Source organism: Mucilaginibacter sp. P4_D1 (assembly GCF_056401935.1).
Genome location: NZ_JBFUIJ010000012.1, coordinates 61,001 through 83,531 on the forward strand (window position 1 = coordinate 61,001; position 22,531 = coordinate 83,531).

The window sequence follows — 22,531 nt, forward strand, 5'->3', positions numbered from 1 at the left end:
TATTCAGGCAAAATATGCACAGCGAGGAGAAATATCCATGGAAGAGCAATTAACAAAACAACCACCGGCTTATTCTTTGCTGGATATTACAAAATACTTTTTAAAACTGGGCACCTGGGGTTTTGGCGGCCCGGTAGCTTTGGTAGGGTATATGCAGCGCGATCTTGTTGAGCAAAAAGGCTGGCTAACGGCCGAAGAGTACAAAGAAGGTTTGGCATTAGCGCAACTGGCTCCCGGGCCTTTAGCGGCTCAATTGGGTATCTATATCGGCTTTGTTCACTATGGGCTCATTGGTGCAACGCTTACGGGCCTGGCTTTTGTTATTCCGTCATTTATCATGGTTGTATTGTTAGGCATGGCCTACCAGCTTTACGGCGGCTTAACCTGGATGCAGGCGGTATTTTATGGGGTAGGCGCAGCGGTTATTGGTATCATCGCAATGAGCGCTTATAAACTAACCGTAAAATCTATCAGTAAGTTTGAACCTGCTGCCATGAAATCCAAATGGCTGCTTTGGCTTTTTTATATCGCCGGCGTTGTGATTACGGTTATTACCGAAAGAGAAGAAATACTATTGTTCCTGGGCTGCGGCATTGTGTATATGGTTATCAAAGCGCCGCCCCAGTGGATCAAAAAGCCGGCGGTACTACCAGCCGGAATATTAATAAGTACCGGTTTCTGGAAATATGACGGCAAAACCTTGCAGGAGATTGCCTGGTTTTTTGCAAAAGCGGGTGCGTTTGTATTTGGCAGCGGGCTGGCAATTGTGCCGTTTTTGCATGGCGGCGTGGTAAAAGAATTTGGCTGGCTAACAGAAAACCAATTTGTAGATGCGGTTGCCGTAGCTATGATAACACCGGGGCCCGTGGTTATCACAGTTGGGTTTATCGGTTACCTTGTTGCCGGTTTTCCGGGCGCTTGTGTGGCAGCTTTGGCTACTTTTTTACCTTGTTATTTATTCACCGTCGCCTTAGCGCCATCCTTTAAAAAGATCGCCAAAAATACCAGCATCAAAGCATTTGTAGAGGGCATCACCGCATCGGTAATAGGCGCTTTGGTAGGGTCGGTAATTATTATCGGACTACGGTCAATTGTCGATATTCCGACAGCACTGATTGCTTTTGCTACCATAGTTGCGCTTATCTATATCAAAAAGCTACAAGAGCCTTATGTAATTGGTGTTGCCGCTGTTATCGGGTTAATCATCAAAATCAGCAATTAAAATGCTTAAGCCGGTGTGAAATTTCCGCCGTAGGTGGACTGATTAAGGCTTGCTAACTTTATACAAGGCTTTTTTCAATCGTGCGTCCGCATAAAAAATATCTTTATAGGTAACCAGCTGCCCGTTGCGGATATCGCAGGTGAGGTAAGTAAGCGAGACCGGAATGGGTTGCTTTTTGCTAATGTTTGATAGCTGTGCGGCAAGTTTGGCCCCATGTGCAACGGTAACCGGTATAGCAGTGGTATCCTGCCTGGCCTGGTTAACAACCGGGTTTATAGTTAATTCTCCCGGCTTTTGATATGCAGGCTTGCTTATCTGTAAAAAAATTCGCCCTTTATTGGTGGTGATATTTATAGCCGAATAATCCAGGCCAGCTGCCAACAGATCCATGCCCGGCTTGTCTATTTTTATTTTGAAGTATTGATCGCCTGTTTTGGTATGTACAGTTAATATACCTGAAGGGATATTTATATCTACTGCTGTTTTTTTCCTGGTGCTGTACCAGCGCAGGCGCTCCATATTGATGGCTACCCGTTGCACGTCGGCTACGCTAAATTCATAACAATCCAGTTCATATAGCCCTTTCATCAAATACATTTGATGTTTCAAGGAAGCATAAGCCTTGGTTTGAGGTTGTACGTTGCTAATCTCTTTTTCAAATTGCTGGCTTTTAAGTGCGTTAATCAGCACCTTTTCGGCATTAAACCCGTTTTTAATTCCCGAGTCGATTTTTGAGTCAGGGTAATTCGGGTTAAGCCGGCCATAACGCAGGTTGTTTTCGAAAGCGAGGATTGCATCGGTTAACAGGATGTCGAACATTGCTTTTTGCCTGTTGCTAACCGGGCTTGAGCTTGATCTGAGTAACTTTAACTTATCGTACAATAACTGATCTGGGTGATAATCCAAATGTTTTAGTCCGTAGGTAACCACACAATCAAGTAACAGCATAGCATCGGTAGCATGAGTTTTAACGGTGTCGGGCGCTATCCATGCCAGCCTGAAGCCTGTTTGCCGGTAAAAGCGTTGAACACTGTTTGGAAAGTATAATTCTTTGCGGTGTACCGCCAGCTGGCTTTTTATAGTGGTTGTTACGGATGTATCTTTTCGGGCATTGTATACTGCGGCCTTTGGTGCAGCGCCAATTAACAATAACAACAAAGTTACTCCTGCCGAAAAGAAAAACAAGCGATGATATTTTTGCATTTTATTTGGTTTTAGCTTTGTAAAGATCATTGTAAAATGGGTTGGTATTTATGATGTCCGTCATTGTAAAAACTGATATTGAGCACAAACGTAAATCCTTAAAACAGCCAGGGAGGCTGATAAGTAATATTAAAAAAATAGTTTAGGCACTTTAACTGGGGCAGCAAATTGTTTTATCGATTGCGAAGCTAAAGTTTCCCCTTCCGGGCTACCGTGTACCCACGTCTTTGGATCTCATCACTAAACAAAAACGGTGTCATTTCGAACGAACCTGCGATGGGTTGCGCGAGTGGGGTGAGGAGAAATCTTGAGCGATTTGCATCCCGAGGGACTTGTTGTAATACAGGGCGTTCAGGATTTCTCTTTCGCGCCCCGCTCTTTCCCACTCAAGCTCTATCGAAATGACAATTTCTTTTGTTAAAAAAATGTGGGTACACGGTAACCTACCGGAGAGATTATACGCGATTTGGTTGTCTTTGGTGCTCATAAAAGCTACGCTATTTAGAGTGGGCTTTTGCTGAAGCTATTTCGACACAATTACTAAGCTACTACAGTTTATACATTTTCTCATAATATTCAGCGGCCAATCGCCCGGCTTCAAATGCGGGTACCACATCCGCGGCCGCCTGTTTCATGATGCCTAACCATTTTTTTGGAGCGCCATAATACATAGGCACTACCTTTTTTTCGAGCACATCCATCAGGTTCCTGTTTTCCTGGCTGTCTTTTTCATGCACCTGTAGTTGGTTGGATGCAGGCTGAATTACGAAACAGTTTTTTTGATCGTTTGCAAACTCAGGTACCCAGCCGTCGGGAAGCGAAAGATTAATACTGCCATTCATGGCCGCAGTCATACCGCTGGTGCCTGATGCCTCGCGGTACATCCGGGGATTGTTGAGCCACACATCCGACCCTTTTTTTAGCAAGGCCGATAAATGCAGTTCATAACCGGTAAGCACGGCACAATTTGCAAATGGGCGGGCACGCTCAATGATGTGGTTAAACAAGGCGATAGAACTTTCATCCTCCGGGTACGGCTTGCCGGCCCAGATAAATTGGACGGGGTATTTAGTATTACTTACGATGGCCAAAAATCTGTCCCAGTCCTGCATTACCAGGTCGGCCCGCTTATAGCCGGCAAAACGCCGCGCCCACACAATGGTGAGCACGTTGGGATTAAACAGTTTGCCGCACTGGTTTGCCACCACGCTAAACAACTCAAGCTTCATTGCTTTTTTACGGGCAATTATAGCTTCATCATCATGAGTAGCAATGGCGTCATCTAAAGCAGCATCATGCCAATAGGTTTTATTTTGCGCATTGGTGATGGATATAATTTCGCAAACACCTGTATTATTGCCCCACATTTGCCGCGCTACTTCGCCGTGAAGCCTGGATACGCCATTTGCTTTACGTGAAAATTTAAGGGCGGCCAGGGTATAATTAAAATTTTCTCCTTCCATTCCCAATAACGATTTTACTTCGTGCTCCTGTAAATGATAAAAAAACGACATCTCTTTTAGTAATTCGTAGCTATGCGCTTCGTTACCGGCCATTTCTGGTGTATGGGTGGTGAAAACCACCCGTTTCCTTACTTCTTCCAGGTTTTTATATTTGGCGTACAGGTAAAAGTTTAGCGATACCGAATGCCCCTCGTTCATGTGGTAAACATCCGGTTCAAAACCTAAAATATCCAGCAGCGTAGCGCCGCCAATACCTAATACAATAGTTTGCGCGATACGGGTTGCCTCGTTAGCATCATAGAGTACGTGGGTGATAGACCTTGATAATTCATCGTTTTCCGGAACATCGGTACTCAATAAAAATAAGGGTGCGGTACCAAATGTTTCGGGCTTTAGCAACCAGGCTTTGACATGTACAGGCGCGCCATGCACCTGTACAGTAAAAAGAATGCCTGTATCCTGTAAAAAGGAATAGTGCTTTTCAATAAATTCCGGCTTCATAAAGCCGTTGCCATCCCTTACCTGGTCATAATAACCATATTTCCACAGCATACCAATGCCTACCAGGTTTTGCTTCAACTCGTAAGCACTCCTTAAATGCGAACCGGACAAAAAACCCAGTCCGCCGCTATAGATCTTTAAAGCCTGGTCAACCGCAAATTCCATCGAAAAATAAGCGACCGGTGTTTTATATTTTTGATCCGGCTCGTAGCCAAATATTTCTTGTTTACTGAGCATATTTAACCTTTAATCCTATACGGTGTCCATTTAAAATACCTGTCCTCTGTTATCTCCTGCTCAACCAATTGAATGTTGGCATCAACCAGGTTTACATGCAAATCCTCGTAGTGGTCTATCCGGTATTGCAACAATGCTGGCTTGCCGGTCTCGCCCTGGTCAATCAAGGCGTCTATGCATGCAAGCGCGCCTTCTTTTGCTTTTTCCATGGCGGCTACCAGGCTGGTTGTTTGATAGTAGCGGTCATATCCCGGTTGCAAAGTATAAACTGCGTTGTTCCGTTCTATCAATCGGGAACTAATCGGTTTAAAATCATTTGCCGGTATTGTTTTTATCCCGGTGTCATTTCTATCAACGCAATAGCTGCGGTAATAGGTATGCATATCGGGCTTAACGGTTATCTCTTGCGTTATTGTTTCCATTTCCAGTTAAGTATTTCGGGCATATCCTTGCCGTTAGCTTTAATATATTGCTTGTGCTGGGTTAGCTTATCTGTAAGCTGCTGCTTAAGGTAAACGCCTTTGCTGCCCGTTTGTGGCAGGCGGTCAATCACATCCATCACCAGGTGAAAGCGGTCCATTTCGTTAAGTACCGTCATATCAAAAGAGGTGGTGATAGTTCCTTCCTCTTTATACCCCCGCACATGCATATTCACGTTGTTGGCGCGGTTATAAGTTAAGCGATGTACCAGCCATGGGTAGCCATGGAAGGCAAATACCACAGGTTTATCGCTGGTAAATAGCGCGTTATAATCTTTGTCGCTAAGACCGTGGGTGTGTTCGGTGCTTTTTTGAAGTTTAAACAAATCTACCACGTTAACAACCCTTATTTTCAGCTCGGGCATGTGTTCCCTTAAAATCGAAACCGCTGCAAGCGTTTCTAAGGTTGGCACATCGCCACTACAGGCCATCACCACGTCAGGCTCGGCCTCCTGGTCGTTGCTGGCAAAATTCCAGATGCCTATGCCGCGGGTGCAATGTTCAACCGCCTGCTCCATATTAAGCCATTGTGGTGCCGGGTGTTTACCTGCTACAATAACATTTACATAATGATAGCTGCGCAGGCAATGATCCATTACCGATAAAAGGCAGTTGGCATCGGGTGGTAAATAAACCCGCACAATGTTGGCTTTTTTGTTTACCACATGGTCCAGGAAACCCGGGTCCTGGTGGGTAAAGCCGTTATGATCCTGCCGCCAAACGGTAGATGTTAACAGGATATTAAGCGATGCTATGCGCCTGCGCCAGGGCAGTTCGAGCGTTGTTTTTAACCATTTGGCATGCTGGTTAAACATCGAATCGACGATATGAATAAAGGCTTCATAGCAATTAAACAGCCCATGCCTTCCGGTAAGCAGGTAGCCCTCCAGCCAGCCTTCGCACTGGTGCTCGCTCAGCATTTCCATTACGCTGCCATCTGCCGCCAGGAATTCATCGTACGGAATTATTGGCGCAGCCCACTGGCGGTTGGTTACTTCGAATACAGCATCCAGCCGGTTTGATACCGTTTCATCGGGGCCAAATATCCTGAAGTTTCGCTTTTCCTGGTTTGCTTTGATCACATCCCTTAGAAAACGGCCGCTCACATAAGTATCGCCTTCGCCGTCAGCGCCGGGGCTTTCCACCACGGTGGCATAATCCTTAAAATCGGGCAGGCGCAGGTCGCGCAGTAAATTGCCGCCATTGGTATGCGGATTGGCACCCATCCGGCGTTCGCCTTTTGGGGCCAGTTCGGCCAGTTCGGGCATCAGCTTACCCTGCTCATCAAATAACTCTTCGGGATGATAGCTTTTCATCCAGTCTTCCAGCATTTGCAAATGTGCCGGTGGCGTACTTGCCGAAACCGCAAGCGGGATTTGGTGGGCCCTAAAGTTGCCTTCAATTTTATGACCATCTACTTCCTTAGGCCCTGTCCAGCCTTTGGGCGACCGTAATACAATCATCGGCCAGCGCGGGCGTTCAGTATTGGGTTGTTCGGCATCATATTTTATTTGTTTAATACGGTCAACAGCGTAATCAAGTGCCAGAGCCATATCCTTATGCATTTGCTCCGGATCTTCGCCTTCCACAAAAATGGGGTTCCAACCATAGCCGCGAAACAGCTGCTCCAACTCTTCGTGGGTAATGCGGGCTAAAACCGTAGGGTTAGATATCTTATAACCATTCAGATGCAGTATAGGCAATACTGTACCATCGGTAAGCGGGTTAAGGAATTTATTGGAATGCCAGGCTGTAGCCAACGGGCCGGTTTCCGCTTCGCCATCGCCTACAACGCAGGCAATAATCAAATCGGGGTTATCCAGCACCGCGCCGAATGAATGGCTAAGGGAATAACCCAGCTCGCCACCTTCGTGAATAGAGCCCGGCGTTTGCGGCGAAGCGTGGCTGGATATGCCGCCGGGATAAGAAAACTGGGTAAACAGTTTACGCAAGCCTTCTTCGTCCTGCGTAATATCAGGATAAACTTCTGTGTATGTTCCTTCCAGGTAGGTGCCGGCAACAACAGCCGGGCCACCATGCCCCGGCCCCGAAACATAGATCATATTCAGATCATATTGAGTAATGATCCGGTTGAGGTGCGTATAAATAAAGTTTTGCCCGGGTGTAGTTCCCCAATGCCCCAGCAGCATGTTTTTTACATGATCGAGCTTGAGGGGCTCTTTTAACAATGGGTTGTGGTGCAGGTATAGTTGCCCTACCGATATGTAATTTGCCGCGCGCCAGTAGGCATGTATTTTTCTTAATAGTTCGGTCGATAATTCAGCCTGTTCTATATCTAATATTTCGGTTTCCATGGTGAGTTTTTATTTTAAAATAGTGGTTTGTGTATGTTGTGCAATCATTGCTTCTTCATTAGTTTTTAGCACCATCACTTTAATCTTACTTGTTGATGATTCTATGTTTTCTTTGTGATGGTTGTTCAATTTGTCGTCGATGCGGATGCCTAAAAAATACAGGTTGCGGCAAATCATTTCCCGGATAACGGCCGAATGCTCGCCTATGCCGCCGGTAAAAACCAGCAGGTCTAACCCACCCATAGCTGCGGCCAGCGAACCGATGAACTTGCGCGCCTGGTAACAAAAGGTGGTAATTGCAGCGCGGGCTTTGGCATCATGAGCTGCCAGGCCCAGTAATTCCTGCACATCACTTTTGCCCGCAATGGCCTTTAACCCCGATTGTTTACTGAGTAGTGTATCAAGCTGCGTGGTTGTTAACCGCCCTTGTTTCAGCAGGAATAGTACTACGCCCGGATCAAGATCGCCGGAACGAGTGCCCATTACCAGGCCGCCAATAGGGCTAAGGCCCATGGTAGTTTCTACGCTGATTCCGTTTTTGACCGCGGCCATGCTTGCGCCATTGCCCAAATGCGCGATAATGATATGCTGCTTATTTACATCAATACCATCGGCAGCCAGTTTTTGCATAATGTATTCGTACGAAAGGCCATGAAAGCCATAATGCAGCAGGCCTTGTTCCCGGTATTTATCGGGCAAGGGGTAATATTTAGCCTCGTCGGGCATATCGGCGTGAAAGGCGGTATCAAAGCAGGCTACCTGGGGTAACTGCGTAAAAGCTTTTTGAAAAGCTTTGATGGTTTTAATTTCATCGGGCAAATGGTTGGGGGCCAGGTAAACATATTGGTGCAGGGTTTTTAGCAAATCATCTGTTATGAGTTGCGGTGCCCGGTGGTTTGGCCCGCCCTGTACCAGCCGGTGCCCTATAGCCAACAGGCTATTGTTATATTGGCTTTGTTTAATCCAACGGATTACGGCTTTCACTGCTGCATCCAGGTTTTTAAATCCACCGGCGTGGCCGGGTACCGGTTTTTCCTGCTTACTTATTACAAGTTTACTTGCTGTACTGCCAATGGCATCTACACTGCCCGATAACTCTTCCTGTAGCGAGCTTGAATGGTACAAACTGAATTTAAGGCTGGATGAACCGCAATTAATGGTTAACAGAAAAGTATTTAAGGAGACCGCCATACTTATTTAATCATGCAGTTTTAAAATGGACTACAATGCAAAGCTATAGCTTACTACCGGCTTGGGGAATGACGCTCATGACCATAAATAGTGATGTATATCATATCCTTAGGTACAACCGGATGGCCTTTGAAATGTTTTGAATTTTCCTGGTCTATTTGTGATAGAATTTTGTGGTAAATGTTAAGGTGGTAGAATCACGGCAAACGCGTTTAAATACTTAACGGCGATAAGCTGTTATTTAATAATCGCTAACGGAATAAGCTTATAGGGTCGGGAAGATATAAGCATCAAACGATACCTTGTTTTTATTGCTGATCCTGGTTAAATGAAACAGGTACCAAAGGAGATTGTGTTGACCAACAACAGGCACAAACATTTGGATGCTTCTGCATTGTACCATCAACTTAGTGTTAACCATGTTTAAATACAATATGCTGATTATTAAATATTTATAAAAAATATATTTGAAATGTGTTAAGTTATGTTAACCCAATTATACGCGTTTAGTCAGCTGGCTTCCAAACTAATTACGCCTGGAAAACCAGCAAGGGAACCGAAAGGTGGGCAGCCATTTTTTGTGTGTGGCTTAAGTTTAAAACATCATCAATAAAGCTATAGGGGCCATGGTTCATAGCCAGTATATCTACCTGCCCGTGTTTGCAAAGCCAGGTGAGGCCCCTTTCGGCAGTGGTATCTTCTAACGCACGATAATAAATGTGCGGGTAGTCGGCTTTGTTTGATAGTTCGGTGAGCAACTGATCTATCAATAACTGGAGTGCGGGAGAATGGTGCTTTTCGGTGTAGACATGGGTTAGCAGAATTTCGGCATTAAGGGGCCGGGCTAATGCTATCAATTCATATATCGATTTAATGTCTTTCCCTATTTTGTTGAAATCAGTGGCGAAAGCAATCTTTTTAACCATATCTACACGTGCCTGGGGCGGAACAACCAGCAGCGGCTTTTTGGCGGCATCAATAAGCGCGTTGGTGTGGTTTGCCAATAAAAAGCCACTCCAGCCGCTGGCGGCGTGCTTCCCGATAACAACCAGAGCAACGTCGGCCGCGGAACAGTTGGTGTTCACCACATCTGTAACCCGGCCCGCGTCATTTACATAGCCCACCTGGGGCCTAAAGGTGTCTGTGCGGTCAATGAGTTCAAGATGGGCTTTTAAGCGCTGTAACTCATCGGTACTATCTTCCATCAATAATTCGCTTTCTCCCCCAAGCCAGCCCGTGAATCCTGCTTGCGGTATCTCTGCCGGTATAATAACCGCGTTGCACAGTAATACGTTTGCCCTCATTTGTTTGGCCAGATAGTAGCCATATTCGGCTGCATGCCGGGCGTTCTCTGAAAAATCGGTAGGAATTAATAATGTTTTCATTTTTTGCCGTTTAACCGGGAGTAAAATTGGCTAAATTATTGGGGCAAAATTATGACGATGGTCACGGTACAAGGTGATAGTTGCTAMAAAATCAAAACGACTATTGGGCGGGACATGGCCTGCCCAATGGTCGTCAAAAATATTGCGCGATTAAGGCTGTAAAGCCCCCATTAAATGAAAACCAAAGGGCTCAATTATCAGGTAGTCATCGCTATCGGTAACGTTATAGTTTTTGCCCGACCAATGGTCCGTTAACTTTGTGGTACTGCCCTGGTTTAATCCAAAGGCTGCCCAGGACAGGAAGCATACTTCATTACTGAAGTTAAATACCCCATAAAACACCTGCCCATTGTAGGCCCGTGAGTAGCCCGCTACATGAATGTTATATGGCTTAAACCAAGCCAGGTTATTATGATCGGCCACAGCAGGTATTTTTTTGCGGATAGCGATTAACTTTTGAGTGCCCGAAAAAACAATATTTTCGACCGTACCAAGGGTATTTATCAGTTCATTTTTATGCCAGTCAATTACCGGGCGGTGCATCCACCGGTTATCATAACTTTTAGCCTCATCGGTTAAATAGGAGTAGTCGTTTGTATAACCTACCTCATCGCCATAAAAAATCATGGGTATGCCGCCAAGAAAAAAGCTGTGTGCCTGCATCAGTAAAATTTTTTGAACGGCGGTGTTTATTGCCCCAGTATCATTACGTTTTATAGCCTTTTCAAGGCCACATAATGAAGCCAGCGAACCGCTGATGCGGGCATCGCCCGTTTGGGGGTTCGCCGAAAATAAAGCGCCTGCCGATGGGCTCGACACAAAATTTCCTGTATAATAATCCTGCAAAAACCGGCGGTGCCGATACGGGTCATAACCGGCTTTCCTGATCATTTCATCGTCGTAACCTAAACCAATATCGTCATGGCACCTGGTATACGTAATCCATGAGGAGCCGTATGGTTTTTGTAATAATTGGTTTTGTGCGGCAAGCATTACACGGGTATCGCCGGTAGCCAGCATATCCCATTGTAGTGCCATTTGGGTAGCGTTATAGGCAAAATCACATTCTTTGGCTGCAAACCGTCCGCTGCCAAAGTATTTCATGATTTCGGCGGGGGCCACAATGACTTCGCCAAGCAGCGCCAGGCCCGGCGCTGCTACCAACACGCATTGCTTAATAAGGCGCAACAATACGTGCGCCTGCGGCAGGTTTTGGCAATTGGTACCCAGTTGCTTCCAGATAAACGCCGGCGCGTCAATCCGCAGAATGTCTACACCCAGGTTGGCATAAAAAAATACAATATCCAACATCTCCAGGAACACAGCCGGATTGCTATAATTTAAATCCCACTGGTAATGATGGAATACCGTCATTACCCATTTATCACACTCCGGTATGTAAGTAAAGTTTCCGGGCGAACTTTCCGGGAAAATTTCGGGCATGCTTTGATCATATTGATCGGGAATTACCCTGTCATCATACATGTAAAAATAATCCTGGTATTTAGGGTCGCCACTTTTTGCCTTTAATGCCCATTCATGCTGGTTGGATGCATGGTTAAGCACAATATCCGTCATGAGGTACATTTGTTTGGTGTCCATTTTCCGGCGCAGCCGCTTTAAATCGGCCAGTGATCCAAATCGCTCGTCTATTTTTCTGAAATCGGAAACCGCGTAGCCCCCATCGCTTGCAGCGGGCGGGCTTTCAAATAGGGGCATCAGGTGCAAAAAATTTACCCCGAGTTTTCCAAAATAGGCCAGCTTATTGCCCAGGTTGCTTAATGTGCCGCAAAATCTATCTACATACAGGCTCATGCCTGTAATTTGGTTACTTAAAAACCAATTGTCCTTTGCAATCTTTGCCTCGTCTTTATTTTTAAACACCGCAGGCCTGGCTGCATAAGCCTTGGTGATATTTAAAAGCAGTTGTTCAAATACTGGTGCCGCAGCCGCATGGCTGCCGTAGATCTCGTGATAAAGGTCTTGTATGGTATCGGCGCTGGTCATCAGCCGTATGTAAAATGCGTTGTCGGTGCCGGCTATGTCAAGGTTGTATTGGTTTAAAATACTGTTAACCCGCTGATGTAATTGATGGTTGTACACGATTATAAAATTTTATCCAAAAATGGGTTGATAAAACAGGCTATCGATATAAATATAATTAATGCCCGGCCCCGGCTGGTACTATTACATCATCTGTTATGGTATCTTTTTTAATGCGTATGGTAGCTGTAGCTGCTATTAATAATAATACCCCGGCAAAAGTGATGGAATTTAATGGGTTATCGCCCAGGAAATTTTTATAAATAAAGCCAAAGCTAATGGTTTGTAATATCATAGGTATAACAATCATCATGTTGATGATGCCCATGTAAACGCCATACCGTTCTTTGGGGATGCTGCCTATTACCATAATGTAAGGTACGCCCATCATGCTGGCCCAGGCTATACCAAAACCCACCATTGGCGCAAACAACAAATTCCTGTCGGTAAGGTGCGGGAATATCAGCAAGGCTACACCCGCCATGAGCAGGCAGCCTATATGTACATATTTTGCGCTGAATTTTTGCGCAAGCCAAACCAGGCCGAATGCCGAGCAAAAGGTAACTATGTTATAAAATCCGTTTACTTTGCCGGCCCATACAACGGCTTGCTCATACAGTTCCTTATTACCATCGGGGGTGGTATGAAATACCGATTTTGCTATGCTTAACGATACAAACTGCCAGTAACAAAACATGGCATACCATTGAAAAAGGTATACCAGTGCCAGTTTCCACATAATGCCGGGCATATGTTTAATGGCTGCAAAAATTTCTTTTATAGGTTCAAAAAGCCCTTTCTTCCTGCTCCTTAGTTCGGTCAGTTCGGCTTCAGTAGGGGGAATCTCGGGCGTGGTGGTAACCGACCAAACGACTGAAACTATGGAGCAGATGGCGCCCACAAAAAACGACCCGAAAACCCAGTAGGGGATACCTGATTGCCCATCGCTGGTTTTTGTACTGCCCGATATGATGTTTTTAAAAAAGCCAAGCGATAAATTGGCCAGGGTAATACCGAGGCCTGTAAAAAAACTTTGTGTTAAAAAGCCGAAGGCCCGTTGCTTTTCGGGCAGCTTATCGGCTATAAATGCGCGGTAAGGCTCCATGGCTGTATTATTAGCTGCATCTAATATCCAAAGTAAACCAACAGCCATCCATAACGCCCTGCTAAAGGGGAACGCAAAAAGGCAAAGGCTGCAAAAAATGGCGCCTACTAAAAAGAAAGGTTTACGCCGGCCCCAGCGCGGGTGCCATGTTCTGTCGCTCAGCGCTCCAATAAGCGGTTGGATGAGCAAACCTGTCATTGGCCCTGCTAAATTGAGTAGTGGCAGATCTTCGGGCCTGGCATGCAGAAACGTATACAGGGGATTTATAGCCGTTTGCTGAAGTCCGAAACTATACTGGATGCCAAAAAAACCGACATTCATGTTAATGATTTGCCAGAAACTTAAACGGGGTTTTAAAATGGACATGGATGGTTGTTAAATGGTAATAAGTTAAGAAAGTATGGCATATTTAAGCGGATTTGACGTAACGGCCGGCTTCATCAAATGAAGCTTTGAATAGCATAACCCCATCAGCGTCGTCGGCAGGTACATTGAGCCTGGCCTTGATGCGCATTTTATAAACGTAGATGGTATTGGCCGAATATTCTAAGATGCCAGCAATCGTTTCACAATCGGTAATGCCCAATTTCATGAGGGCAAAAATGCGCAGTTCGGTATTTAACTGGCCGATACGTTTTGGCCATATCTGGTCGTCCTTTTTCAGCATTGCGTTAAATTCCATAACAAAATTGGGGAAGGCTTTTAAAAAGTACTTGTCAAAGTCGCGGCAAAGCGATTTGCGTTCCTGTTTAATGTCTGTTTCATTGAAAAATGGCAGTATATCCCGGTAGGTTTTTACGTCGGTATTGCGTTTTATGCTTCGGTGCAGCTTCTCAAATTTGGTAATATAGTCCGATACCAGGCAAACAAAGTGGCCTATGTGGTCGGCTTTACTTTGGCCGTTTTGCTCTATTATAGTGTTTAAACTAAGTAGCCTCGATTGCTGCCCCGCTATAACATCCTGTTGCAACTTTGTTTGCTTTGATAATGCAAAAACTCTGCATATAGAGGTAACCGATATCAATACTGATACCGTGAGGGCTATAGCCAAAACGGTGTATGATGAGGAGGGGTGAAGTATAAGCGCAGGTATATCTTTTAAAAAAGCAGTACTGGTTATTTCAAAAAGATAAGTATAGCAAAAAAATGAAAAAACGGAGGCAGTATGATATATGCTCATGTCTTTGGTAATTTAACTGGCAAAAAGGTAACAGGTTATAATTGGTAATACTTTTTTAAAAGTAAGGTTTAGCTTTCACGTTTTATACACACCACAACCAGAATAAGGTTTGCAACAGCCCGCAAACGTTTGCGATAATGTTTGTTGTTGAAAAATAGTTAGGAAACGCCGGCCATAATGCTGGATGAAAGTAATGAGTGCGAGTGCATAAGCGTTGCTTAACGCGTTAAAAGGATATAGATAAATTGAAATCGAAAAAATGTACTACTTTTAATTGCCGATTACCAACAGCCAACCCCATGCCTGATATAACATTAAAAAAACTTGCCGAGATGCTTAATTTAAGTATCTCCACAGTTTCGCGGGCACTTAAAGATCATCCGGACATCTCAAAAGAAACCAGGCAAAAGGTTAAAGAACTTGCTGCCATTGCAGAATACGAGCCTAACACCTACGCAATTAATCTTCGGACTAACCAAAGCAAGGAGTTGGCAGTAATTATACCCACAATTGCCAATGATTTTTACCAATCATTCATCAGCTCGCTCGAAGAAGAGGTGCGGCTGTATGGTTATTCGTTAATGATGCTGCAATCTGGCGACGACCCGTTGATAGAGCAGCAAAACCTGAAACGATGCCGGCTGGCGAGGGTTTCGGGCATATTTATTTCTATAACTACCAAAACCACAGATATTAACAACTTTTTTAAACAAGGCGATCATCATATCCCTATTGTTTTTTTTGATAAAGTACCCGCAGCCGAAAGCTGTATTAAAATATGTGTTGATGATGTAAGGGCAGCAACCATAGCTGCCAAAACACTGATAGCCAAAAACAAACAAAATATTCTGGCCGTTTTTGGCAATGAGGAGCTATCTATCACCAAAAAACGGCTATCTGCTTTTACCGAAACATTGCGGGCGGCTAATCCCGAAGTCAGGTTAGCCATTCATCATGCTGGCTCAATAAATGAATCTTTTGAGGTTATAATGAGTAAGTTGGCCCGGCAGCAGCCGGATGCCATATTTTGCATGAGCGATGAGATATTGATAGGGGTGATGAAAGCTGTGCAAACCTTACAGTTACATGTACCTGGCGATATAGGTATTATAGCTATAAGTGAGGGCCAGGTACCCACATTTTATTATCCGCAAATTACCTATATTGAAACCAGCGGCTTTAAACTGGCAAAAAGCGCTTTTGTAAAAATGATGGCATGCATAGCTGGAAATACAGGTACCCGGGAGATGAAAATTAACTCCGCCCTGGTAGAGGGAGGCTCGCTTTAATACGTTGCCAGAGCAGCTTGCCAATACGCCTGTAGTGTTTAATTATGTTAATAAAGTAAGCCGTAAAGACTGCTCCTTTATATATCTTTGAGATATAAACCCGTAATTTCAATTTCATAGTAGTAAAATAAAAAGAAGACCTGTACCGGAGTTGTTTTTATGCGGTTACAGTTTACTTGAATATTGTTCCATGGAGGGCGGGTTAACCAATTTGTTTAAACCTTTGAATTATATAAGCATGAAGTATTTTTTCTGTTTCTTATTGTTATTAACTTCTTTGTCAACATTTGCATCTGATACTACAAATAATTTACTTGAAGAATTAAAAACCGAGATTGGAAAAAAAAGCACTTACGAGCATACTAAAGAGCTGCGGATTAACAAGCTGAAATTATACCGATCGAGGCTATCCAAAGATGATTATGACGCGCAGTTTTCTACATTAAACAGCATTTACAGCGAGTATAAGGGGTACCAGTTTGATTCGGCCTATGTTTACGTGGATAAGATGATAGGCTTAAGTAAGCAGCGGGGCGATAAGCAGGGCGAATATTATAGCTATGTAAAAATGGCATTCATCCTGCTATCATCGGGCATGTTTCATGAAGCTTTTGATTATTTGCACAAGGTTGATGTTAAGGTTTTGGAGAACCCTGCCAAAATTGACTATTATTTTTTTTTGGGCAGGTGTTATTACGATATAGCTAATTATAGCAACGATAAATATTTTACACCCGGTTACATTACAGCCGGCAATAAATCTATTGATTCGGCAATATCTTTTTGCGGCGATGACTTTGTGAGCCGTAATTACCTGCTGGGTTTACAAAAACTGCAGGAACGTAACTACATTCAGGGTAAAGTTTGGTTTGGTAAGCTGCTTGAAAAAGACATGGTGATAACCATGCACTTAAGAGCAATGGTTTCCTGCTCATTAGGGATGATTTACCTGCAGGATAATCAAAAAGAAGAGGGGATTAACCTGATGATTCAATCGGCCATCGCCGATATTAAGTCATCTACCCGTGAAACGGTTGCTCTTTATACCCTGGCCGACCTTTTATATAAAGAGGGTAATATAAAAGATGCTTACAGTTTTATACAATTGGCTAAAGAAGATGCCGATTTTTATGGCGCAAGGCAACGAAAAATACAGATAGGGTCTATTTTGCCAATTATTGCCGCCGCCGAACTTAATAACTCCGAACATCAAAAAAACCGCTTCCTGATCCTGCTGCTTACATTAACTGCCCTGGCATTGTTGGTGKTATTTTTCCTGGTGATGATTGTAAAACAGCTTAAAAAACTAAAAACCAAGGAAAAGATAATTGAAGGGAAAAATGTACAGCTTAACGATATAAACGGCAAGCTACTGGTAGACGCCAAAATTAAGGAAGAGTATATCGGGCAATTTTTTAAAGCGATATCGGGGTATATATTAAAGCTCGAGAACCTGAAGGTTTCTATCGAAGCTAAAATTTCGATGAAAAAGTACGATGCCATTACCTCGCTCATCAATAATATAGATATTAAAAAAGAACGTGAGAGTTTATACTATAGTTTTGACCATATTTTTGTGAAAATATTTCCAAACTTTATTAACGTATTCAACAGCCTGTTTGACGAGAAGGATCAGATTTGGCCACAGGAAGATGAGTTATTGAATACCGATTTAAGAATATTCGCGCTTATCAGAATGGGTATTGCCGATAACGATACTATTGCTAAAATATTAGAATATTCGGTGAATACCATCTACGTTTATAAAATGCGCATCAAAGCCAAATCACTGCACCCCGAACAATTTGAACAACGCATCATGAATATCAAACCATTTGACATCAGTTAATTTTTAGATGTCCCGATAAGCATTTATAAAGTTCAAAAAGCAATTTTTGGATAATTTAGTACCGGATTTTGTTAAAATAGAGGTAATAAAAACTTTATATTTTTATAGTTCTATTTTTTTTTAAATTCCTGATAACTAGACCAATAAAAAATAAAAACATCGAAAATGTTTATATAAATTTAAAATTATCAGCGTTTTGCCAATCTTGTGCCCCACATCACATTTTTCTACTGCTTTAATAACTAAATTGCATAAGATTTTCAGGTGTAATATTATAAACCATTACATTTTCAGTAGCCGGTATTGTTAATTAAGTTCTCATTGACGCCATGTTAATTGGTTTTAAACGAGAATTTTTAACGTTTAATTAAGTATTTTTTCATCAAGGTTTCAACTAAAAAATACTTGAAGAGATGCCGGCCGCTAATTTGAAAGGTTATCTTATCAGCCAAAAAAGTCTAAACCAGTTAATTAAACCAATTCAACTAAATCTCAGTAATTATGCAATTTAAACACTTACTCAAAGTATGTTTCTTTGCTGTATTTGTCTTTTTCTCGGTCGCAGCAATGGCCCAGAACAAAGTAATCACAGGAAAAGTAACTGACAAGAAAGATGGATCAGCACTTCCGGGAGTATCGGTAACCGCCGTAGGAGCTACGGGTGGCGCCATTACAACCGCAGATGGTGATTACAAATTATCTGTTGCCGGTAACGTTACCGCAATTAAATTCTCTTACATCGGCTACGTTGGCCAAACTGTAAACCTTGATGGCCGCACATCTGTTAATGTAAGCCTTGAAACTTCAAGCAGATCATTAAATGAAGTAGTGGTAATTGGTTATGGTACCCAAAAGGTAAAAGATGCAACAGGTTCTGTAGCTTCTCTTAGTACCAAAGATTTCAACAAGGGTGTTATATCAACCCCCGATCAATTACTTCAGGGCCGTATTGCCGGTGTTACAGTAACGCAGTCAAGCGGTGAGCCAGGCGCTGGAGCTTCTATCAATATCCGCGGTACAGGTTCTATCAGGGCCGGTAACGATCCTTTGTATGTAATTGATGGAGTGCCGGTATCAAATGATAGCTATGCTGCGTCAAGCGGCTCAAGCCCTATTGGTATGTCATCGGCCAGGAACCCTTTATCTTTCCTGAACCCTAACGATATCGAAAACATCTCTATATTAAAGGATGCTTCGGCTTCGGCAATTTACGGTTCACGTGGCGCCAACGGTGTAGTATTAATTACCACCAGGAAAGGCCGTAAAGGACAAGGTATCCAGTTTTCAGAAAATACTTCATTAAGTACCCCTGCAAGCCGTTATGATATCCTGAATGGCCCCGACTTTTTGAAGGCTGTTGCGGGTGTAGGCGCCGATGCTAACGCCATTAATAAAGGTGCAAACACTAACTGGCAGGATCAGATTTTTCGCAAAGCTGTTTCGCAAACCGTTAACCTTGGTTTCGGTGGTGCTAAAGATGGTTTTACCTACAGGGCTTCGTTTGGTTACGATGACCAAAATGGTATCATCAAAAAATCTGGTTTAAAACGTTTAACCGGTCACTTGAACGCCAACCAGTCGTTATTTAAAGATGTCGTAAAATTAGACCTTACGCTGGCTGGTTCAAATGTGAAAAACCAATACGCCCCGGTAACCAACGATGCTGGTTTCCAGGGTAGTTTAATTGGTGCTACAATTGGCCTTAACCCAACCTACCCGATTAAGAATGCCGACGGTACTTATTACTTTGATGGCAGCAACCTTAACCCGGTTGATATGTTGAATAACACCTATGACAGCGACAATGTGAACAGGTTACTTAGTAATATAGGCATCACTGTAAAATTGGCCAAAGGCTTAAGCTATCGCGGTACTTTTGGTAATGATTACTCGCTGGCAAAACGCACTACCTTTTATGATCCAACTATTCAAGGTTATACCAGCAGCAGCACCATCAGGGGCAAAACAGTTCCTTCAATTTCCGGAATTGGCCAGGGCGATTTGCAAACTGTGAAATTGAGCAGCCAGATCACTGAGCAAACCTTAACCTACGAAAAGAAATGGAGCGATAACAGTTCATTTACTATTTTGGGCGGTTATTCATACCAGGTATTCAACAACAAAAGCCTTATTGATATCAGGACCCAAACTTCTACGAAAAACGTATTGGTGAAAAATATGAATGATTTTAAAGACAGGTTTCCCCTTTTTGGCGATACAACCAAGTCTGAACTGCAATCATATTATGCAAGGTTAAATTACTCTTATAAAGACAAGTATTTATTGACTGCTACAGTACGTACCGACGGATCATCTAAATTCGGTTCGAACCATAAATACGCTACTTTCCCGGCTTTGGCACTTAAATGGAAAATCATTAATGAAAGCTTTGCTCCTAAAAGCTTATTTGATGATTTAAGCCTGCGCTTAAATTACGGTAAAACAGGTAACCAGGAATTCCCTGCTTATCAGTCATTATCTGTATTCCAAACAGATTTGGCAGGTAACAGCAGCCAGCTTTACTTCCCTAACCCTAATTTGAAATGGGAAACAACCACTGCTTACGGCGCCGGTATTGATTTCACAATTGTTGGTGGCCGCTTGTCAGGTACCATTGATTACTTTAACAAAAGCACTAAAGACCTTTTGTTTTTCAATGCGTTCCCGCAACCTACAGCAGCTCCCGGTATCTGGATTAACTTACCAGGTAATGTTATTAACAAAGGTTTAGAGATTGGTTTAAACCTTGAAGCTGTTAAAAGTTCAAAATTTCAATGGGATGTTAATTATAACATGACCTTCCTGAAAAACAACGTGCAGAACTTTACAGGTCGTGTTGTACAAACAGGAGCTATCAACGGTCAGGGTCTTTCTGGTGCGTTCTCGCAGGTTATCCAAAACGGCTATCCATTGTTCACATTTAAAGTGGCCCAATACAACGGGTTAGATAAAGATGGTTTTGGTATTTATCCTAATGGTATTGACGTGCAGACTTTGCAAGGCAGCGCGCTTCCTAAGTTTACCGCCAGCTTAACCAATAACTTTACTTATGGCAACTGGAATTTAAGCGTTTTCTTAAATGCGGTTACCGGTTTCTACGTGTATGATAACACTGCCAACGCTTACTTCTACAGAGGTAGCTTGCTTACAGGCCACAACGTATCGCACGATGTAGCTTTCACTAACGAAAATGCGTTAAACTCTGGCCAGGTATCAACCCGCTGGTTAGAAAAAGGCGACTTTTTACGTGTATCAAACGTTAACCTTGGTTATACATTCCCTATCAAAAACAGCAAAATATTTAAAACGCTTAGGTTTAGCTTAACCGGACAAAACCTGGCTTTAATTACAGGCTACAAAGGACTTGACCCCGAAATTAACGTTAACAAACAAATTAACAACGTGCCATCAAGAGGTATTGATTATACCGGCTATCCAAAGGCACGTACCTACACTTTTGGAATTAATGCAGGATTTTAAAAATATTGATATGAAAAAATTAACAATAAAAATTGGAACAACCTGCCTGGCAGCACTTGTGCTTGCCTCAATGAGTTGTACAAAGCTGAATGAAAAGGTTTATGGTTCAAAGGAAGTAAGGGCGGCAAGTAATGGATCTTCCGGTGACCTTGGTGGCGTATACTCGCAATTAAACGGACAATCAAACCAGGCCAATACTTACGCTTTGCAAGAGCATCCGACAGATGAAATGATGGGCCCAACAAGGGGAACTGACTGGGGCGATTTTGGAACATGGCGTAAATTGCATACCCACACCTGGGATGCATTTCACAACCAGGTAAATGATACCTGGGATGAGCTGAATACAGGTGTTTACCGTGCTACACAGGTTATCAACGCATCTGGTGTAACCAACCAGGTAAAAGGCGAAGCCAGTTTTTTAAGGGCTTACTTTATGTTTGAAGTAGTTGATCTTTACGGCCAGGCGCCTTTCAGAGACCCTGCCGGTTCGGTAGATGCGATCCCTACAGTTTATAACCGTAGCGCAGCAACAGATTTTATCATTAAAGATCTGGAATTTGCAGAAGCTAACCTTGGCACACCTACTGACATTGGCCATGCCGGCAAAGCCGCTGCACAGGCGCTTTTGGCTAAGGTTTACCTTAATAAAGCTGTATACAAAGCAACAGCCGTTGGCGGTCCGTTTACTTTTGATGCGGCAGATATGAACAAAGTAATAGGCTATTGCAACGCGGTAACCGCAGCAGGTTTCCATTTAAATGGTCCTGGCAAATACTTTGATAACTTTTCATGGGATAACACCACGTTAAGTACCGAAATCATCTTCGGTCGTATCAATACCTCTACAAATGCACCGGCAAATACCCACAACCGTTGGAGAATGGGTATGCACTACAACCAAAGCCCAAGCAGCTGGAATGGTTTTACAACCCTTGCCGATTTTTATCACAGCTTTGAGGCCGGCGATGAGCGTGTTGGTGGTACTTATCCAAAACTAACCGAGTACAATGGTTTAAGAACAGGTTTCCTTATCGGCCAGCAATACGGTCCCGGAAATGTTGCCTTAAAACAACGTGGTGGTGCTCCATTGATTTTTACTCCGGATGTTAACTTAAATTATTCAACAGAGGCACAAGGTATCAGGGTTATTAAATATTTCCCTCAGCCTAAACCAGATGGTTCTGTAAATGATGATTATGCTACAAATACATACATCCTTTTACGTTACTCTGATGTATTATTGATGAAAGCTGAAGCTATTATGCGCGGTGGTACCGATCCTAACGGCCAAACAGCTTTGGGTATTGTTAACAGCTTAAGAACAACGCGTGGTGCTACTGCATTGGGGGCTTTAACAGCAGCCAATATATTAGCCGAACGTGGCCGCGAACTTTATTATGAAGGATGGAGAAGGAATGACCTGATCCGTTTCGAAAAATTCAATGATCCGGTTGATCAGCGCCCTAATAAAACTGATAAAACAAGAACTTTATACCCTATTCCTCAGCGTGCTGTGGATACCAACCCTAACCTTAAACAAAACGCAGGTTATTAATATATTGGGGTTTATTTGATTTATAACAGAA

General features: G+C 43.2%; 14 protein-coding genes. 5 read left to right on the forward strand and 9 right to left on the reverse strand.

Annotated features, from left to right (window positions below):
• Nucleotides 1-37 precede the first annotated feature (37 nt).
• On the forward strand, nucleotides 38-1,222 hold the full coding sequence (locus tag AC1DV1_RS13160) for a chromate transporter (protein ID WP_477359831.1): 1,185 nt from the start codon (nucleotides 38-40) through the stop codon (nucleotides 1,220-1,222).
• Between the two features lie 42 nt (nucleotides 1,223-1,264).
• Here the strand turns inward: AC1DV1_RS13160 and AC1DV1_RS13165 are convergent, their stop codons facing one another.
• From AC1DV1_RS13165 to AC1DV1_RS13205, 9 genes are all read right to left on the reverse strand, one after another.
• Nucleotides 1,265-2,425: a L,D-transpeptidase scaffold domain-containing protein gene (locus AC1DV1_RS13165; RefSeq protein WP_477359832.1), complete on the reverse strand. Its 1,161-nt coding sequence runs from the start codon at nucleotides 2,423-2,425 to the stop codon at nucleotides 1,265-1,267.
• A 548-nt stretch (nucleotides 2,426-2,973) separates the two neighbouring features.
• Complete coding sequence (gene glgP, locus AC1DV1_RS13170) at nucleotides 2,974-4,626, reverse strand: alpha-glucan family phosphorylase (RefSeq protein ID WP_477359833.1); 1,653 nt, start codon at nucleotides 4,624-4,626, stop codon at nucleotides 2,974-2,976.
• A 2-nt stretch (nucleotides 4,627-4,628) separates the two neighbouring features.
• Entirely contained in the window at nucleotides 4,629-5,048 is a 420-nt protein-coding gene (locus AC1DV1_RS13175; RefSeq protein WP_477359835.1) for a hypothetical protein, read from the reverse strand.
• On the reverse strand, nucleotides 5,036-7,420 hold the full coding sequence (locus AC1DV1_RS13180; protein WP_477359837.1) for a phosphoketolase family protein: 2,385 nt from the start codon (nucleotides 7,418-7,420) through the stop codon (nucleotides 5,036-5,038). The genes AC1DV1_RS13175 and AC1DV1_RS13180 overlap by 13 nt, the downstream gene beginning before the upstream one ends.
• 9 nt (nucleotides 7,421-7,429) lie before the next feature.
• Nucleotides 7,430-8,611 (reverse strand): acetate/propionate family kinase, encoded by a 1,182-nt coding sequence (locus AC1DV1_RS13185; RefSeq protein ID WP_477359839.1) that lies wholly within the window; start codon nucleotides 8,609-8,611, stop codon nucleotides 7,430-7,432.
• Between the two features lie 530 nt (nucleotides 8,612-9,141).
• The gene (locus AC1DV1_RS13190) at nucleotides 9,142-9,996 is read right to left on the reverse strand and encodes a universal stress protein (RefSeq protein WP_477359841.1); all 855 of its coding nucleotides are present in this window, start codon (nucleotides 9,994-9,996) and stop codon (nucleotides 9,142-9,144) included.
• A gap of 150 nt (nucleotides 9,997-10,146) precedes the next feature.
• The gene (locus AC1DV1_RS13195) at nucleotides 10,147-12,099 is read right to left on the reverse strand and encodes an alpha-amylase family protein (protein ID WP_477359843.1); all 1,953 of its coding nucleotides are present in this window, start codon (nucleotides 12,097-12,099) and stop codon (nucleotides 10,147-10,149) included.
• A 58-nt stretch (nucleotides 12,100-12,157) separates the two neighbouring features.
• Complete coding sequence (locus AC1DV1_RS13200; RefSeq protein ID WP_477359845.1) at nucleotides 12,158-13,510, reverse strand: MFS transporter; 1,353 nt, start codon at nucleotides 13,508-13,510, stop codon at nucleotides 12,158-12,160.
• A 43-nt stretch (nucleotides 13,511-13,553) separates the two neighbouring features.
• Nucleotides 13,554-14,324: a DUF6377 domain-containing protein gene (locus tag AC1DV1_RS13205; RefSeq protein WP_477359847.1), complete on the reverse strand. Its 771-nt coding sequence runs from the start codon at nucleotides 14,322-14,324 to the stop codon at nucleotides 13,554-13,556.
• A 299-nt stretch (nucleotides 14,325-14,623) separates the two neighbouring features.
• Here AC1DV1_RS13205 and AC1DV1_RS13210 point away from each other — a divergent pair, with 299 nt between their 5' ends.
• The 4 genes from AC1DV1_RS13210 to AC1DV1_RS13225 all read left to right on the forward strand — a co-directional run bounded on the left by AC1DV1_RS13210 (nucleotide 14,624) and on the right by AC1DV1_RS13225 (nucleotide 22,500).
• Entirely contained in the window at nucleotides 14,624-15,613 is a 990-nt protein-coding gene (locus AC1DV1_RS13210) for a LacI family DNA-binding transcriptional regulator (protein WP_477359849.1), read from the forward strand.
• Nucleotides 15,614-15,851: 238 nt separating this feature from the next.
• On the forward strand, nucleotides 15,852-17,462 hold the full coding sequence (locus tag AC1DV1_RS13215; protein WP_477359851.1) for a DUF6377 domain-containing protein: 1,611 nt from the start codon (nucleotides 15,852-15,854) through the stop codon (nucleotides 17,460-17,462).
• Nucleotides 17,463-18,029: 567 nt separating this feature from the next.
• Entirely contained in the window at nucleotides 18,030-20,942 is a 2,913-nt protein-coding gene (locus AC1DV1_RS13220; protein WP_477359853.1) for a SusC/RagA family TonB-linked outer membrane protein, read from the forward strand.
• 10 nt (nucleotides 20,943-20,952) lie between these two features.
• Nucleotides 20,953-22,500, forward strand: a complete 1,548-nt coding sequence (locus AC1DV1_RS13225; RefSeq protein ID WP_477359855.1) for a RagB/SusD family nutrient uptake outer membrane protein — start codon at nucleotides 20,953-20,955, stop codon at nucleotides 22,498-22,500.
• Nucleotides 22,501-22,531: the final 31 nt, after the last annotated feature.